The organism is Pseudomonas sp. H3_E04 (assembly GCF_054668915.1).
This window is the reverse complement of record NZ_CP162797.1, coordinates 1,240,716-1,257,494: the sequence shown is the minus strand read 5'-3', so window position 1 is coordinate 1,257,494 and position 16,779 is coordinate 1,240,716. Positions and strand designations below refer to the sequence as shown.

The following is a 16,779-nucleotide window of genomic DNA, read 5'->3' as shown; positions in this document are numbered from 1 at the left end:
AGCCGTTATCGACATACGCAAATAGAGCACAATTTAAGACTCGTCTTAAAGGCCCAGCGAATCGACGTTATTACACTGTCTACTCTTGATAGGAGAAACGATTCCGTGAGAGTCCTCGATACCCTCAATAGCTCAAAACCCCAGAGCAACGCCGCCATCTACTGCCTGACCATTCTTGCGCTGGCACTGATCGCCATGACTGTGGTCGCCGGCTACCAACTCAATGAACTGTTTCCACTGAAGGCTGTGGTGCAACAACAGGAGGCCCAACTCACCCAACGCGCCGATGCAATCCAGTCGATGAGCGCAGAACTGAAGCGCCTGGCAGAACAAAAACAGGCATTGGAAACCGACCTGCTTAGCGCCAAGGAACAGGCGAAGGCTGCCGAGACCGCTAAAGCCGAGCTTGAAAACCGTCAACACGCAGCCCAAACCAGCGCCGCGTTAGAGGATGAAGATTCACTGTGCGCAATCATCGAGCAAAATATTCGACTCGTCGCGGACCAGCTCAGTCGCGACGATTTCTTCCGCTTACGCGATGAGCGTGAGGCTGAAGCCGAAGCGGTGCTCGAAAGCTATGAAAGACAACTCGCCACCTGTATTGAACAGCTGACAGCACAAACCGCATCGCCAGCTCAAAATGATGAACCGGATGCGCAAGACCTCACTTCACCGATCAAGCACTGATTAAAAAGCCCTGGCAACCAGGGCTTTACGCTCACAATCAGAGTTTGAATTCCTTGGTCAACCTGTTCAGCGACGCCGCTAGCTGCGAAAGCTCCGCCGATGCAACAGCCGTCTGTTTCGATCCTTCTGCGGTTTCACAGGACAGGTCGCGAATGCTGATCAGGCTGCGATCCACTTCCCGCGCAACCTGAGCCTGCTCTTCGGCAGCGGTCGCCATCAGCAGATTTCGTTCGTTGATGAGATCCAGTGAGCCAGTAATGTCGGTCAGCACTTCGCCGGCGATATTGGCCATTTCGAGCGTCCTTTCAGCCTGCGACCGCGTGTGGCTCATTGAAGACACGGCACGGCTGGTGCCCGACTGAATGGAGCTGACCATCGATTCAATGTCCTCGGTCGATTTCTGCGTACGCTGGGCCAGCCCTCTGACCTCGTCCGCGACCACGGCAAAGCCACGGCCCGCCTCCCCCGCCCGCGCCGCTTCGATCGCTGCGTTCAAGGCAAGCAGATTGGTTTGTTCGGCAACCTCTCGGATAACGTCCAGCACGCTGCTGATATCGCTTGCCATGGTCGATAGCGCCTGCACCTCAGCCGAGGTGTTGTGCACACTGGAGACCATCAGATTGATTGCTGCGACCGTTTCACTGACCCGGGTTCGACCGGCAATGGCAGCGGCACTGGATTCCGACGTCAGTTGCGAGGTCGATGCGGCATTGTCTGCAACCTGCTCCACCGCTGCGCTCATTTCAGTCACGGCAGTGGCGGCCATTTCGATTTCATGGCTCTGACGCTGAGTGATACGCGAGATATCTTCCGTGACGCCGTGCATGACTTCCGAGGTTTCCGCCAACTGCGTGGACGAATCGCGGATCATGATCAGGGCATCGCGCAGACTGGTTTGCATCGCCGCCAATGACGACAGCATTTGCGCCGCCTCATCGGAGCCATCCAGCGCAATGGTTTCGCTCAGATCATTGGCGGCGATGCATTCCGCCACCCTTAGCGAGCCTGCAATGGGTACCGTCAGGCTGCGGGTATACAACACGGCCAGAGCCAAAGAAGCACCGATGGCAATGATAATGAACACACTGACAATCAACAGCGTGTGTTCGTAGACATTGTCGGCCTGCTTGCCAGCTTCGTAAGCTTCGATCTCGTTGAGTGCAATCAGCTTCTTGAGCGCGACTTGTACGCCATCCGAGGCAGCACGCATCTGATTCTTTGACAACGCAATGGCCGCTTCAAGCTGCCCGTTCGCCACGGTTTGAAGGTACTGGTCCTGCGCCAGATCATTGACCTTTTGCGCTTTGGCAAATTCCTCGAACGCCTCGCGTCCAGCGTCGGTGGCCAGCAGCTCAATGAGCGCTCGCTGATGCTTCTTGATGAGCTGACGGGACTGCTGAATGTCCATCAGGGCCTGCGCCTTGCGCTCGGGGGTTTCGATGGGATTGCGCAAGCGGGCGTTGTTGCCTTTGATTTCGACGAACTCACGGTCCAGTTGGCCGAGCAGTTTGATACTCGGCACGATCGTCGTCTCGACGTACGTTTCTGCCTTGTTGAGCAAATCGACTTGCTGCAGGGCGATCAATCCGATCGCGATAATCATGAGACAGAACAAGCCAAAACACAGCGCCGAACGCGGCGCGAGATTGAGTTTACGAAGCAGCATGATGCCTTACCTTAGAGTGTATTCAAGACAATGGGGCAAACGAGTGGGCAGCAAAGCAGGCGCCGGGCAGCAGCACGTCAGCGCCTGCGTGGATCATCGCGGGAAGGTGACGCAGCTAGCGGTTGGCGCACGAGGAAAGCGAAGGATCGGTTGAGGCCGGCTCCCCGAGTTCCTTGAGCGCCGGGTCGGCCAGCATCAGAAAATCTGCCAATCGCGGCAGATCGATTTTCGATACCAGGCGCATCCAGCGCTGCGGATGCGGGTTGAAGAAGGTCTTCGACCACTGGTGATCATCGCTGGGATTGAAAATCAGCAGATGACGAATCAGCGGGTTTTCCCCAAAAAAGTCGAGCGGATCCATCGCCATCTCGCTGAGCAACTGCGCATTGACGACGACCAGGCTCAACCGTTGAGGGCAGTAATACGTCAGGACTCTCAAGTCACGATAGGTACACACGTTCAATACGCTGAGACAGCCCAGCTTGTTGAACTGCTGTTCGATCGACTGGCCTCTGCGCACGTCGCTGTCAGCGATCAGGATCCGCAAGGATCGACTGCGGTTATTTTCAAGAAACATCGGACACCTTTGGCAGCTCCATTCTTCCTTTGAAGAAAATAGCCAAGGGCACGTCTGACTGAAATGAGACTTGTCTCAAAATGACGCAAGGATCGCCGAGCGATCGCCACACCTGGACGACAGCCCATGGCAGCGGCGCATGGTCTGGTTCAGAGAGTGTTGAAGGGGAAATTTTGCAACGCAGGGAAGTGGCGGCAAGCCTGAAGCGCGGGACGGTTCTGCACGAACCAGACAATTCTCATTAGTGACGCCCCTTTTTGTCAGTAACCTTGAAACAAGGGGCGCAGATTCATTCTTTCCAAGCCATCAAGGCAGCGTCATCGTCACGACGTAATTACCGGTCGTTATCTGGTGGCCCTTGTTGTCTGTCAGTAGCAGACGCTGGTCGTAGTATTTTTCCTGTTCATGAGTATCGGCAATCATTTTCACGAACACTTGCTGGCGCGGCTCACCCCGCCCTGCCGCACTGACGTTTTTCACCGTGAAGGTCTGCCCGGTGCTTGCCTGCGGGCAGCCAAGCAGCTCGACAGAAAAATGGCTGCTGCCACTCGCCATGCAACTCGTCTCGACAATCTGTCCGCTGAAGCGAATCACTCCGCTGACCGGCGCAGACTGGGCTGCGCTGACGGTGTCGACACCGAGCAGGCAAAGGCAGGCAATCAATAAAGGACGTCGAATGATCATCGCGAAACTCCATGGTTATTAACCAAGGTATCGCCCGTGACGAAATGATCTTTAACGCCCTCTTCAATGCGCGGCCAGTTTCAGGGTCATGAGCCGAGACGCTTACAACTCGACCCTTTTGATTTTCTTGATCAGATCAGCCTGTGCATGCTCCAGCTTCGCTGCGCTGCGATTGAGATCCAGAGCATCGATGACCGGCGCTTCGCATTCGGCCTCAAGCTCGTTACACGCCTCGATGACCTGATGTTCGGCAACAATGCGCGCCGCCCCCTTGATCCGGTGTGCCAGGTCAGCCAACAGCCCAGGATCGCTTTCGGGTATCAGCGAATGCAACTCCTCCAGATCCTTTTCACAACTCGACAGTGCCTCACGCAGGAGTTCTTTCATCATGTCGAGGTCGCCCCCGGTGAGCTCGTTCAAGCGCTCACGAATCGATCCCAGCTCCTTGCTACTCGCCGCAGGCAGGCTTTCGACAGGCTCGGTTTCGAGGTTCTTTTCCCAGCCTGCAAGCAGGGTCGACAATGTGCTGAGGCTGATCGGCTTGAACAGACAATCATCCATGCCAGCCTCTCGGCACTTCACTTTTTCTTCCGGCTGCGCGTTGGCGGTAAAGCCCAGCAGGACACATGGCGTTGCACCACTTTCGCGTTCGTCGTGGCGAATGGTGCGGGCCAGTTCGTAGCCGTTCATGACCGGCATGTTGCAGTCCGTGATCACAATGTCGAACGGCTCCGAGCGCCACAATGCCAATGCCTGGGCACCATCGGCGGCATCACGCACCGCCTGGCCAAGGAAACTCAGCTGCTGCGTGAGCAGCAGGCGATTGGCGCTCTGGTCATCGACTACGAGAATCCTGAGTGTCGGGACCGGTTTGTCCTGAATAACCGTAACAGGCAGCACCTTGCCGCCGAGCGGGCTGAGAATGTTGAAGAACAGCGACACTTCCAGGCAGGTGCCTTTGCCCAGCGTACTGGTGATATTCAGCCGCCCGCCCATCAGTTCACACAACGAACGCGAGATGGCCAGCCCCAGACCGGTGCCGCCCCTGTTGGACGGACCATGGTTGGCTTGGGAAAACGGCTGAAACAGGTTCTGCAGATCAGCACTGGAAATGCCGATGCCGGTGTCCTCGACTTTAAGGTCGACTTGCAAACGTTCGTCAGCAAGGCGTTGGCCGCGAATCGAGACGCTGACATGACCGGTGTCGGTAAACTTGATCGCGTTGCCCACCAGGTTCGAGAGCACCTGCTGAAAGCGCATCGGATCAACCAACACGTCACAGCCGACAGTGGCGTCGATGTCGAGCTTCAACACCAGACTCTTCTGCCTGGCCAACCCGTCGAACACCCGCGCTACCGATTCGACCAGTTCGCGCAGGTTGGCACGCTTGGGCGAAAGGCTGACATGGCCGGACTCGATGCGAACCACATCAAGAATATCGCCGATCAGTTCCAGCAGGCCTTTCGCCGAGTCGTAGGCCACTTCAATCGCCGGCCGATCGAAGTGGCCCTGCTCGGCGCGTTTGAGTGTGAGTTCAAGCATGCCGATCACGGCACTCATAGGCGTACGGATCTCGTGGCTCATGGTCGCCAGGAACGTGGTTTTGGCGCGGCTCGACTCGTCAGCGAGCTCTTTCGCCGCACGCAACTCCTCGATCAGTTCACGGCGCTCGCTGATATCGATCCAGCCGCAGATCACGCCTCTGACTTCACCGGCGGTGTCGTGATAAGGCTGGATCCAGTGGTAAATGACCAGCCGCGTATCACCGACATGCAGCGTGCGATCCACCTCGTAAGGTTCGTCCTGCTCGATGACGCGCAGGTAGTCGTCGTGAAATTGCAACGCCTCCTGGCGATTGCGCTTGCCGCTTTCGAGCACGGTCTTGCCGATCACATCCTTTTCTATCAGGCCAAATGTCTGCAGATAGTTGTTATTGCAGGTGACGAGTCGACCTTCCCGATCACGAACGTAAATGGGGTGCGGCGTGCCGTTGATCAACGCGCCCATGAACTTCAACTGATCGCCGAGCAAGCGCTCTGCCCGACTGCGTTCACGGATCTGCCGGCGGATGTAGAAATTCCATGCCACCGACCCGAGGATGATCAGGAACGCGGCAGCGCTGATCTGGTAGATCAGCGCCTTGTAGTCGCGCCACGACAATCCGGAAAATGCTGCAATGGGCCGCCACCGGTTGAGAATCACGTCCAGCTCATCCGGCGGAATGCTCAGCAGTGCCTTGTTCAGAATGCTGACCAGTTCGGTATCGGCACGCCGCGCGGCGAAAGCGAGGAAGCCTTTGTTCATGCCGACGATATTGGAGATGCGCAAGCTGTCGCTGTAGATGTGAGCGATGTAATAACGCGCACTGTGCAACGTGGTAATCATCGCGTCCGCACGTCCATTCTTCACGTCGGCCAGCGCACCCAGGACTGTTTCATTGTCGACGATCTCGATGTCGGGATAGTCCTTGAGCAGCTCACGCTCCGCCGAGCTTTCGGGAACCGCGACTCGCTTGCCGCGCAATTCCTGCAGGCTTGAAGGCGCGCCCGGGTCCTTGGCGGTGACGATCACAAATGGGCTGGCGAGGAACGGATGAGTGAAACGCATGCCGACTTCACGCGAGACCGTTGGCGTCAGCAGAGAGATGTCGGCACTGCCATCCAGCAGACGCGTACTCAGACTGGAAAAGCTGTCAGTGCGTTCTACATCGATCTGCAAACCGGTACGCCGTTGAATCAGCTCAAGCAGATCAGCACCGATCCCGCCGAAATTGCCATCGCCATCAAAGAACGCAAACGGCGCCTGATCGTCATTGATGACGAACCGCGCGACCGGATGCAGCTCAAGCCAGCGGGCTTCGCCGGGTGTCAGGTCAATGCGTTTGGGCGTCAGCGCCCCGCCGCCGCCGGACCAGCGCTTGGTGATTTCGGCAATCTTCGCATCACCCAGCGACTCAAGGGTCGAGTCGATCAGACGCAGCAATTGGTCGTTGCCCCGGCGCAAGGCAAAGCTGAAACCGCTGGTTTGGGTTTTGACGAAAGAGTGCAGGCGCACATAGTTGAAGTAGTTGAGGTTGATCAGGTAATTGCTCGACACCGTATCGCCAAGAAACAGGTCGACCTTGCCAAAAGCCAGCGCAGCCAGTGCCAACTCGTTCGATGGAAAAAGCACAAACTCGGCGTTGGGGTATAACGCGTGCAATTGACTGGAAGGCAGGTAATCGTCGGCAACCGCAATACGCAAACCGGCCAGATTGGCCGGCATCGGTCGCCGATCGTCGCCGCGCATGAACATCGCCGGCACGTCGTCGACATAAGGTTTGCTCAGCGCGACAAGGCCATCGATCAATTCGAAACTGTTGGAGCTGCCCAACATGTCGATGTCACCGCGTTCGAGTGCGGCCATGGCGTCACGCCGGTCGGGGTAAGCCTTGACGGTAATTTCAACGTGCAGTGCCTGACCGATAATGCAGGCGATATCGGCGGCAATCCCCTCATAGCGCGTACCGCTGGCGGTCATGACATAAGGCGGGAAATCCGGGAGCGCAGAACCCAATACCAGGCTGCGCTTCTGCCGCAGCCAACTCCAGTCTTCATTGGCCAGATCGACTTGCAGTTCCTTGCAGTCCGATCGACCAAACACCTGCAGAGTGCGCGGCTCTGCTGCCCACAACGACCCGCTACCGAACACGAAAAGCACACTGATTAGCAAAACACCGCGCAACAGATGAAACATAAGCGAGTTATCCCTGGTTGTCGGCCGTCAGGCTGTGCTGCAACTTGAACAGCTCCGCATCACCACGAATGCCAAGCTTTTTGAAAGCGGCCTGTTTTTGCCCGCTGATGGTTTTGCGACTGCGGGAGAACTTCAAGGCAATCTGCGTAACCCCCATCCCCTCGAGACAGCAGCGCAAGACTTCTTTCTCCTTCGGCGACAACAAAGGATTGCTCAGGAAATCATCGCTGTGCGCCGCGCTGTCGTCTCTACCACTTGCGGGCTCGTCAACCGACGCAGGCAGCACGTCCAGCTCAAAGGCCATGGCCGGCGACAGATACAACTGGCCGGACGCTGCACAACGGATGGCAGTGATCAGGTCATCGACCGACTGGGATTTGCCAAAGAATCCGCTGACGCCCGCCCCGATCGCCATGTTCACCACTGCCGGACGCTCTTCAGAGGACGAAACGAGAATGCGCATGTCCGGATATTGCTTGCGCAGCAGGCGGATCAGATTGAGCCCGTCCAGCTCTCCATCGTGCAGCTTGTAGTCGAGGATCAGCAGGTCGATGTCGACCTCGCGCAACCCGGCGAGCAACTGCGCGCTGCTGCCGTACACGCCCACCACACTGAACTCGGCTTCACGCGTCAGCCGTGATTTCATCGCCAGACGTATGAGCGAGTGATCATCAAGGATGGCAACGCGTAACGGATTCACGACTGACCAATGCATGAACAGCTCCATGATGAGGAGGGTTGGAGGACCATCAGCACTTGGCAACCGCAGCAAATCCCGGGCATCACCGAAGCATTCAGGTGCATCTGATTGATTTCAGGGCACATCATGAGTGTTTTAAAGGTGCGACGAAATAGGGCTTTGTCCCAAAAGTCAGATTGCCCGCTCACATCAGCGGTCGGATGTGCCTATTGCGCGGCGCCAGGATGACTTCTGACCCTCGAAACGCCAGTCGACCAAATGCGCCCAATTCATCGGGCGAGCATAGAAGAAGCCCTGCCCCCACTGACAACCCAGGCGAGCCAGGTGATGGACCTGGTCGGCGGTTTCAATACCTTCTGCGACCACGCGCATGTCCAGCTCGCGCGCCAGGGCCAAGGCACCGTGGATGACCGCGCTGTAGCGCGCCTGGTGGAAATTCTGCACGAAGCCGGCGTCGAGCTTGATTTCGTTGAACGGCATCTGACACAGGCGCTCCAGCGAAGAATAGCCGACACCGAAATCATCGATCGCCAGACTGAAGCCGAGCATGCGCAGACGCACCATGTTTTCCATGCTGATCTCGGGCATCTGCAGCAGGCCGGTTTCGGTCAATTCGAAGATGAGACCGGCTGGCGAGGCGCCATGGATGCGCAACAGCGCCTTGATCCGGTCGACAAGGTTAGGGTTGGCCATCTGCGTCACGTCGAGATTGAACGCCAATTTGAATGGCTTGCCGTGAGACTGGACGAAGCGCTGCAGACTCAAGCCTTGCGTGAGCAGGCTGAAAAACATTTCATCGAGCAGGCCGCAACGCTCGATCGTCGGCAAGAACATGCCTGGCGAGAGCAAGCCGCGACTGGGGCTCTGCCATCGCACCAGCACCTCGGCGCCATCCACCTCACCACTGCGCAGATGAAACTTGGGCTGGAAGTAGGCGCGAAATTCCTGACGGCGTATCGCTTCGAGCACTTCGTTCTCCGAAGGCTGATCGAGATGACTTTCCGCGACCTTGATATCGACCTGGCTTTGAGGCCGATAGCGCGCCAGCAATGGCCCCAGCACATCGACCATCAGCGGCTTGCCGACACTGCCAAGCAATTCCAGCCCCTGCAACGTGACAATCCGGTCAACCGTGCGCAACAAGTCTTCAGGCAATGAACTGCAGATGATCACCGCGCGAATCAATCCGGCCTCTCTCGCCAGGCGCAGAAACGTCAGACCATCCATCCCGGCCATGCTCAAGTCACACAACGCAACGTCCACACCCCCTGCCTGGGAGATCACAGCCAGCGCATCCTTGCCGTCAGCCGCCTGAAAGATATTTTTGTAACCCAGACTATTAAGCGCACTGACCGCCGCCGTGCGCTGGAAGGCGTGATCTTCCAATACCAATATACGAAGCGTGTTCACAAACCGGGAACCTCTTTCTATCAGCCATTAATAGTGGAAAGTCTGGATCAACTATCAAGCAGGACGCTCGCTCACAAACTTTGCATTGACTGAGAATTTCTGCACCAGCGAATAGTACCCAGTGCACGGCTGCGCAACCTTGAGAATTGTCTCAATTGGTTCTCCACAATAACTAATCAGAAAATAGAGTTAGGCGTTAAGCGATATTGCTGGCGTGATCGCATTTGCCACGCTTTAAGACAAATCCCAAAGACCTACCACCACCGCCGACCTAACATGGCCTGGCATTTCAATGCAGCACTTCACAATAACTTCGGATATAAACATGAAAAAGTTCGCTTTCGCAGTACTCACTCTTTCCGTACTGGCTGCCTCCACTGGCGCAGTGGCTGAAGAAGAAGCCGCCAAAGCTGTCAAGGGCGGCAGCGGTCAAATCAGCTTCACCGGCGTTATCAATAACGACGCCTGCTCGGTAGACGGCGCTTCGGGTAACGACAAGATGATTGCCGTGGACATGGGCAGCGTTTCGATCAAGGACATGGGCACCGACTCTGCCCCGGGCGCCGGTCGTGTGGCTGCCAACGATTTCAACCTGAAAGTGAACTGCAACGCCGGCACCAAGGTTTCGATGCTGTTCAAACCAACCGTCAATGGCGGTTCGGGCCTGGTTGATGGCAAGAAAGTTCTCAAGCTGCAGGGTGCAGACGCGGCCAAAGGCGTTGGTATCGCCCTGCTGGACAGCAATGGCCAGTTGATCGACCTGAGCTCCGAAGCCACTGCCAAAGTGCAGACCAACCTGACTGGCGACGCAACCACTGGCGGCGACGGCACCCTGTCGTTCGCAGCCGCTTACGTCACCACCGGCGACAAGACCACCGCTACTGCAGGTACTGGTAACGCCACTCTGCCGTTCGTTCTCGAATACGAATAAGCAGCGCGCATTACCTGGGCGGGGCCGTCGTGCCTCGTCCCTCTCGACCAGATTAATCGGTGAACACTATGTTAAGTCGCTATTTTCCGCTGTGCCTGGGGCTTGCCGGAGTGTTGATGACGCACTCGGCATTCGCCAGCATTTCCTTGAGTTCCACCCGGATCATTTTCGATGGCGCGCACAAAGAAGCGAACGTCACCGTGCGCAACGGTGGGCAAACCATTCTGGCGCAATCGTGGCTGGATGCCGGCGACACGGCTGGCAGCGCGCCACCTTTCGCGGTAACCCCACCGCTGGCCAAACTCGAGCCCAATCAACAGCAACTGCTGAGGATACTTTATGAAGGCCGCGGCATGCCTGCGGACAAAGAGTCGGTGGTATGGCTGAACGTGCAGGAAATCCCTCAGGCCAGTGCTGCCGATGTCAACACCCTGCAACTGGCGGTACGTCAGCGCATCAAGGTTTTCTTCCGCCCGAACGGACTTACCGGCGAAGCCGCAAAGGCGCCGGAGCAACTTGCATGGCAGTTGGTTACACAGGCTGGCAAGTCGATGCTGCAAGTAAAGAATCAGAGCAATTACCACGTATCGCTGGCAGATCTGAAAATCGCTGCTGGAAAAAAGGCGGAACTGGTAATTGATTCGACAATGATCGTTCCCGGCGAAGTCCGTTCGTTCAATCTGAAAGAGCTGCCAGCCGGTTCTTCGCGCTTGAGTTTTTCAGCCATTAACGATTACGGCGCACAACAACGATTTGACGCATCACTGAGCGCTACCGAAAGTCATGCCGAGCGCGTGAAAGATGCATCCGCCCAGTAACTTCCCCGCCCTACTCTGCCAACTTACAAGTTCTTCACAAGTTCCGGACTCCGGTTGAAGCAACACGGACTGATAAGGCAAATTGCATGTTTTCCTCCCAACACCACACATCTAAAAGTTGTGTTAAGCATCATGTTGCGCGCCAGAAAAACAAAGCGGCGTTGGGCTGCCTGCATCCATTGTGCTTTGCCGTCAACATGGCCATTTGTGGATTTGCCGTGGGTGCCGAAGCCCCGGCCGCAGTGGCGAGTGAATCTTTCAACACACTGTTCCTTGAAGGCTCATCGGCGGTCGATCTGCAACCTTTGCTGAATGCCAACAGCGTCTTGCCAGGCCAATACCGCGTCGACGTGTTCAGCAACGGCACGCTGGTCGGTCGTCGCGACATCGATTTCGCGGCCAACCCGGTCAATGGCAAAGTGGAGCCACGCATCACTCTGGAACTGTTGCAGCAGCTGGGTGTGGACATGCGCAAACTGCATGAGCAAGATCTGGTTGACGAGCAACACCCTGCCGATCACTACGACCTGCCTGCAATGATCGAGCAAGCGAGTCTCAGTTTCGATGCCAACCGCCTGCGCCTCAACATCAGCGTGCCGCAGGTCGCCATGGCGCGTGGCATGCGCGGTTATGTAGATCCAGAGCTTTGGGACCAAGGTGTCGCCGCCGGTTTCATCAACTACCAGTTGAGCAGCACCCGCAGCAAAACCGATTACGCCACGCAAATCTCCAATAACCTGGGGCTGCGCAACGGCATCAACTTTGGTGCCTGGCGTCTGCGCAACGAATCCAACCTGAGCAGTTCCACCGGCCGGCCCAATCGCTTTGTCAGCAACCGCACTTTCATCCAGCGCGACCTCACGGCGATCAAGGGGCAACTGAGCGCGGGTGAAATCTTTTCCGATTCGGATCTGTTCGACAGCGTGCGCTACCAAGGCGTCAAGATCGCTTCTGATGAAGGCATGCGTGCAGACAGTGAGCGCGGCTATGCGCCGATCATTCGTGGCGTGGCGGAAACCAATGCGAAGATCGAGGTTCGTCAGGATAACTACATTCTCTACACCACCAATGTACCGCCGGGACCGTTCGAGATCAGTGATATCTATCCATCGGGCTCCAACGGTGATCTGGAGATCACCATTGTCGAAGCGGATGGTCGGCGCAAGGTCACCCGGCAGGCGTTCTCCGCCCTGCCGACGATGGTGCGTGAGGGCCAATTGAAGTACAGCCTGTCGAGCGGCAAATTCAACAACAACAGCGAGGGCTATGACAAACCGGCTTTCCTTGGCGGGACTTTCGCCTACGGCTTGACCAGCAATCTGACGGGCATTGCCGGCATTCAGGCGAGCAACGGCTTCAAGGCGCTTTCCATCGGTGCGGCGAAGAATACCTCGATTGGCGCGATGTCCCTGGACGTTACGCAATCGTCCAGCAAAGCATTCGGCAAAACCACCCAGGGCAGCAGCGTACGCGCGCTCTATGCAAAGACCTTCACCGGTACCGATACCAGCTTCACCCTCGCCGCCTATCGTTATTCGACCGAGGGTTACCGCACGCTGACCGACCATGTGCAGGACACCAGCGCCGGCGCTACGCGGCGCGCGGGCAATGCCAAAACACGTACCGACCTCACGGTAAACCAGACCCTTGGCGAAGCGCGCCAGTTCGGCTCGCTGTATTTGAATGCCAGTGATCAACGTTACTGGGATCGCGGTGGCTCGCGCAGCTTTTCCGCCGGCTACAACAACAATTGGCGCGACCTGAACTACAACATCAGCCTGAGTAAAACCCAGGAATATGGCGCACGCGGTGACACCAGCAACGACACACAACTGAGCGTTTCGATTTCGTTCCCGCTCGGATCGACACCACGCGCACCGCGTGCCTACATTTCCAGTAACCATCAGAACGCCGGGACCAGCACACAGGCCGGGATCAACGGTTACCTGAACGAGGACAGCGACACTTACTATTCCGTGCAGACCGGGCGCAGCGTCCAGGGCGAGCGCTCTGGTTCGCTCAGTCTGAGTACCCGTACATCGATGGGTGATCTGGGCTTTGGCTACAACCGAGGCAGTGGCTATGAGTCGCAGAACCTGAGTGCGGCCGGATCGATCGTGGCTCATGCCGGCGGCATCAATATGGGCCAGACCGTCGGTGAAACGTTCGGCCTGGTGGAAGTGCCCGGCATGTCGGGCGTCGAAGTCAGCAGCTATTCAGGTGTGAAAACCGGCTTGAACGGCTACGCGGTTCTGCCTAACGCGCAACCTTATCGCGTCAACTGGGTAACGCTGGACACGCGTAACCTGGGCGGCGAGATCGAGCTGGATAACGCCACTCAGCAACTGGTGCCAAGACGCGGCTCGGTGGTTCTTGCACGCTTCGAAGGCAGCAAAGGCAGGCGCGTCCAGTTTGAGCTGTACGATGCCAACGGCCAGGCGATTCCATTCGGCGCGGTACTACTCGATAGCGAAGGCAAACAACTGGCCCTGTCAGACCCGACGGGTAAAGCCCTGGCGCTGGTGACCAAGGATTACGGTGTCATCACCATCAAGTGGCAGGGCAAAAGCTGCCCCGTGCCGTACAAGTTGCCGGAAAAGGTCGAAGGCTTGAACTATGAGCAATACCGGTTGGCCTGCTCTTCGAGCGCGAAGTAGACCGACCGCGAGCTTGTCACCCTACGCCCCCTCAGCCAAAACTCAGCCCTGATGATTCAGGGCTTTTTAATGCGCAGTTTGAGCATCGCGTTGATCAATACGCTGACCCAAAAGCTGAACGTCAAGAAACCTTCCACGGATGCTCACGCCACTTGTTCTGAAAAAACTCGATGAATACTCGTATCCGTGGACTCAAATGCTTGCGATCCGAGTAAAGCAGGTAGATCGGCTCGACCACACCCGTTTTGAAATCCTCAAGCAACGGCACCAGCGTTCCCGCTTTTACATCAAGCCCGATATGAAAGTCCGCAAGCTTCACCACGCCAGCGCCTGACAGCGCCATGTCGCGCAACAGATCGCCTTGAGTAAACGACGCGCTGGCGGTCACCGGTACCGAGACGCCGTCTCCATCCTGCAAAAATGACCATTTGTTCCACGGGCTGACGAAGCTGAAATTGAAGCAACGATGATTCAGCAAATCTGCGGGTGTGGTTGGTGTGCCGTGTTCAGCCAGGTACTGGGGCGAGGCACAGATCAGCCATTCACATTCGCCGATGCGTCTGGCAATGCGTGATGAGCTGGGCAATACGCCGCTGTGGATGGCGATATCGAGCCCTTGCTCGAAGTGATCGACGAATTGCGCGCCGAGTTGAATCTCAACGTCCAGTGAGGGATACAAATCCAGAAATTCCGGCAGCCATGGCACGATCTGGTGTTTGGCGAAAGAGGTCATGGTGTGGATGCGCAGGGTGCCACTGACCCTGGAGGGCAACGCCTCGGCCAGCGAGTCCGCCTCGTTCATGGCTTCGACGACGGCTTTGGCGCTGCGCAGGTAAGCGGCGCCCTCCTCGGTCAGCGTCAGCACGCGCGAGCCGCGCTGGAACAGCCGGACCTGTAAGCGATCTTCCAGGCGGGTGATCAGTTTGCTGACCGCTGATGGCGTCAGGTGATGGGCGCGCGCGGCAGCAGAAAAACTTCCACATTCGGTAGACCAGATAAAAGCGAGTAGCTGCGAATAATTGTCCATGGCCGGTCCTGGCGAAAAGCTTGAAGGCATGTTGTCTCAACGCTCATGAAAAAGCGCGCCGAAGCGCGCTTTTTCCTGTGGTCCGGGTCAGCGAATGAACTGCTCGATGTAGTCGTCCGGCAAACCCAGCGTCTTGTAATGCGCTCGGGCGGCTTCAAGCTTGGTGAACACATCTTCGTAACCCACGGCAACGCCCTGCGGATCGACGTAAGTGTAGCCACCCTGCACGTGGAACCAGGTGATCATTTCACTCACATCCTCGGGGACGAACAGGGTATGCGTTTCACCGGGCGGCTCATAGGCAAAAGACCCCTCCTCCGCGACCCAGTCATGCTCCAGGTAGTACCAGCGCCCCTTGAGCACGATCGCATGCACGCCGCCGGTATGGCGGTGACGCGACAGCACGCCGGCCTGACGCACCCGCAACAGGTTGATGTAATAGCCGCCGCTGGTGTTGAGCAGCAATGGCTTGAAGGAGACAGATTTTGTTACCGGCACCCACAGCGCGTCGTCTTCGAGCCACTGCGTCATGACGCCCGGATGCACCATGTCGGGCGTCATGAATGGAACTTGCGGCAACTGGTACGCAATGGCGAGCTCATCAGGTTTAACAGGAGTATTCATTGTCAGGCCTCTAGGTTTTCTTGACGAACTCACAGCACTTGATTGCGCCAGGATTTCGCTTGAGGGAAAGGTTATGGCGTCGCAGTACGGGAGAAAACAGCTACTTGGTCATACCTGTTGTGACACAGGATCACAGCGTCGCGGGCGGCTTCGCGCAGCCTCTGATCAACCGCGCACCCAGGCTGTCAGCCGCCGCCAATCCTTCCACCAGGCGCTGGTAGGTCAAGGGCGGCTGCATGTTTCTGGCGTAAGCCGCCGATAAGGTTGCGTCCACGAGAATATTGATCTGCGCCGTCGTCAACGGCGTGCGCTGACCCAGCTCAGCGAACGTCACAGGCAGCTTCACCGCGTGCAGCAGACGCGCGACCTGTTCAATCTCTTCGACCGGGCGCGCCTCCACCGCCATCTGCACCAGTGTGCCGAACGCCACCAGTTCGCCGTGCAGCATCGACGCCATCGCCGGTATCGCGGTCAGCCCCCGAACGAGGGCATGGGACAGTGACAAACCACCGCTCTCGAAACCGACACCGCTAATCAGCACGGTGCCTTCGATGACCCGCTCGACATCATCGGTGAGTTCATGTCGACACACCGCCTGATAAGCCGGGACGCCGTACTGCATCAGCGTGTCGAAAACCAGGTTGGTGAGCATCAACGCGGTGTGCAGAGGCGGTGTGCCGAAAGAGTTGTGGCCGCCGGCGGCGTAGCACTGTCGGGCTTCGAATTTCTTGCTGATGGCATCGCCGATGCCGGCCGCGAAGAACCGTGCCGGCGCCTGAACGATGACCTCTGTATCGACAATCACCGCAGCGGGATTCATCTTCAGGAACTCCACGCCCACCACTTTGTGCTCTTCGTCGTAAAGCACGATCAGCCGACTCGTTGGCGCGTCACTTGAAGCGATCGTGGGGCAGACAATGATCGGCACGTCGAGATTGGCCGCCAACCCCTTCGCCGTATCGATGGTCTTGCCACCGCCCAGCGCAATGATCGTGTCGGGGGCGTGCAGCAATGCCTGCTCGGATAACTGCGCAATCGCAGCGCGCGTGCACTCGCCGGGAAACTCGATGTGCAATGGCTCCAATCCCTGGTCCTGCAACGCGGCGCCAACCTGCGGCCATAGATGCCGGGCAACAAACTCATCGCAAAGCACCAGCGGCCGTGATCGGCCCATGTCGCTCAGCACTCTGCCCAATTGTCGCAATGCATTCGGACCCTGCTCGTAGCGACCGGGAAATCCCATCGTTTTAACCATGACAAACG

At 57.4% G+C, this 16,779-nt stretch carries 13 protein-coding genes; 4 read left to right on the top strand and 9 right to left on the bottom strand.

Going from position 1 to position 16,779, the window contains the following annotated elements; genetic code table 11:
• The first annotated feature begins 105 nt into the window (after window positions 1-105).
• Complete coding sequence (locus AB4N53_RS05730; protein WP_460118908.1) at window positions 106-687, top strand: hypothetical protein; 582 nt, start codon at window positions 106-108, stop codon at window positions 685-687.
• A gap of 37 nt (window positions 688-724) precedes the next feature.
• Here AB4N53_RS05730 and AB4N53_RS05725 read toward each other — a convergent pair whose 3' ends face one another.
• The 6 genes from AB4N53_RS05725 to AB4N53_RS05700 all read right to left on the bottom strand — a co-directional run bounded on the left by AB4N53_RS05725 (window position 725) and on the right by AB4N53_RS05700 (window position 9,459).
• Window positions 725-2,353, bottom strand: a complete 1,629-nt coding sequence (locus AB4N53_RS05725; RefSeq protein ID WP_460118906.1) for a methyl-accepting chemotaxis protein — start codon at window positions 2,351-2,353, stop codon at window positions 725-727.
• Window positions 2,354-2,468: 115 nt separating this feature from the next.
• The gene (locus AB4N53_RS05720; protein ID WP_460118904.1) at window positions 2,469-2,930 is read right to left on the bottom strand and encodes a hypothetical protein; all 462 of its coding nucleotides are present in this window, start codon (window positions 2,928-2,930) and stop codon (window positions 2,469-2,471) included.
• A gap of 306 nt (window positions 2,931-3,236) precedes the next feature.
• Window positions 3,237-3,614: a type 1 fimbrial protein gene (locus AB4N53_RS05715; protein ID WP_460118902.1), complete on the bottom strand. Its 378-nt coding sequence runs from the start codon at window positions 3,612-3,614 to the stop codon at window positions 3,237-3,239.
• Between the two features lie 102 nt (window positions 3,615-3,716).
• Window positions 3,717-7,349: a transporter substrate-binding domain-containing protein gene (locus tag AB4N53_RS05710; RefSeq protein WP_460118900.1), complete on the bottom strand. Its 3,633-nt coding sequence runs from the start codon at window positions 7,347-7,349 to the stop codon at window positions 3,717-3,719.
• A 7-nt stretch (window positions 7,350-7,356) separates the two neighbouring features.
• Window positions 7,357-8,064, bottom strand: coding sequence for a response regulator (locus tag AB4N53_RS05705; protein WP_460118898.1), 708 nt, complete (start codon window positions 8,062-8,064; stop codon window positions 7,357-7,359).
• Between the two features lie 174 nt (window positions 8,065-8,238).
• Window positions 8,239-9,459 (bottom strand): EAL domain-containing response regulator, encoded by a 1,221-nt coding sequence (locus AB4N53_RS05700; protein ID WP_110599490.1) that lies wholly within the window; start codon window positions 9,457-9,459, stop codon window positions 8,239-8,241.
• A 325-nt stretch (window positions 9,460-9,784) separates the two neighbouring features.
• On the opposite strand from AB4N53_RS05700, the gene AB4N53_RS05695 reads away from it, so the two are divergent.
• The 3 genes from AB4N53_RS05695 (at window position 9,785) to AB4N53_RS05685 (ending at window position 13,865) form a co-directional block, all read left to right on the top strand.
• Window positions 9,785-10,390: a fimbrial protein gene (locus AB4N53_RS05695; protein ID WP_056785673.1), complete on the top strand. Its 606-nt coding sequence runs from the start codon at window positions 9,785-9,787 to the stop codon at window positions 10,388-10,390.
• A gap of 68 nt (window positions 10,391-10,458) precedes the next feature.
• Window positions 10,459-11,208, top strand: a complete 750-nt coding sequence (locus AB4N53_RS05690; RefSeq protein WP_460125346.1) for a fimbrial biogenesis chaperone — start codon at window positions 10,459-10,461, stop codon at window positions 11,206-11,208.
• 197 nt (window positions 11,209-11,405) lie between these two features.
• Entirely contained in the window at window positions 11,406-13,865 is a 2,460-nt protein-coding gene (locus AB4N53_RS05685; protein ID WP_460125343.1) for a fimbria/pilus outer membrane usher protein, read from the top strand.
• 121 nt (window positions 13,866-13,986) lie between these two features.
• Here the strand turns inward: AB4N53_RS05685 and AB4N53_RS05680 are convergent, their stop codons facing one another.
• The 3 genes from AB4N53_RS05680 to AB4N53_RS05670 all read right to left on the bottom strand — a co-directional run bounded on the left by AB4N53_RS05680 (window position 13,987) and on the right by AB4N53_RS05670 (window position 16,771).
• The gene (locus AB4N53_RS05680) at window positions 13,987-14,892 is read right to left on the bottom strand and encodes a LysR family transcriptional regulator (RefSeq protein WP_016774575.1); all 906 of its coding nucleotides are present in this window, start codon (window positions 14,890-14,892) and stop codon (window positions 13,987-13,989) included.
• 87 nt (window positions 14,893-14,979) lie between these two features.
• The gene (locus AB4N53_RS05675; RefSeq protein ID WP_024012829.1) at window positions 14,980-15,516 is read right to left on the bottom strand and encodes a 2,4'-dihydroxyacetophenone dioxygenase family protein; all 537 of its coding nucleotides are present in this window, start codon (window positions 15,514-15,516) and stop codon (window positions 14,980-14,982) included.
• 130 nt (window positions 15,517-15,646) lie between these two features.
• Window positions 15,647-16,771 carry a glycerol dehydrogenase gene (locus AB4N53_RS05670; RefSeq protein ID WP_460118895.1) on the bottom strand — a complete coding sequence of 375 codons (1,125 nt, stop codon included), beginning with the start codon at window positions 16,769-16,771 and terminating at the stop codon, window positions 15,647-15,649.
• Window positions 16,772-16,779: the final 8 nt, after the last annotated feature.

Bases quoted from the DNA above. Each gene is read 5' to 3' on its own strand.
- AB4N53_RS05725 (WP_460118906.1), bottom strand. From the start codon at position 2,353: ATGCTGCTTCGTAAACTCAATCTCGCGCCGCGTTCGGCGCTGTGTTTT.
- AB4N53_RS05720 (WP_460118904.1), bottom strand. From the start codon at position 2,930: ATGTTTCTTGAAAATAACCGCAGTCGATCCTTGCGGATCCTGATCGCT.
- AB4N53_RS05715 (WP_460118902.1), bottom strand. From the start codon at position 3,614: ATGATCATTCGACGTCCTTTATTGATTGCCTGCCTTTGCCTGCTCGGT.
- AB4N53_RS05710 (WP_460118900.1), bottom strand. From the start codon at position 7,349: ATGTTTCATCTGTTGCGCGGTGTTTTGCTAATCAGTGTGCTTTTCGTG.
- AB4N53_RS05705 (WP_460118898.1), bottom strand. From the start codon at position 8,064: ATGCATTGGTCAGTCGTGAATCCGTTACGCGTTGCCATCCTTGATGAT.
- AB4N53_RS05695 (WP_056785673.1), top strand. From the start codon at position 9,785: ATGAAAAAGTTCGCTTTCGCAGTACTCACTCTTTCCGTACTGGCTGCC.
- AB4N53_RS05690 (WP_460125346.1), top strand. From the start codon at position 10,459: ATGTTAAGTCGCTATTTTCCGCTGTGCCTGGGGCTTGCCGGAGTGTTG.
- AB4N53_RS05685 (WP_460125343.1), top strand. From the start codon at position 11,406: ATGGCCATTTGTGGATTTGCCGTGGGTGCCGAAGCCCCGGCCGCAGTG.
- AB4N53_RS05680 (WP_016774575.1), bottom strand. From the start codon at position 14,892: ATGGACAATTATTCGCAGCTACTCGCTTTTATCTGGTCTACCGAATGT.
- AB4N53_RS05675 (WP_024012829.1), bottom strand. From the start codon at position 15,516: ATGAATACTCCTGTTAAACCTGATGAGCTCGCCATTGCGTACCAGTTG.
- AB4N53_RS05670 (WP_460118895.1), bottom strand. From the start codon at position 16,771: ATGGTTAAAACGATGGGATTTCCCGGTCGCTACGAGCAGGGTCCGAAT.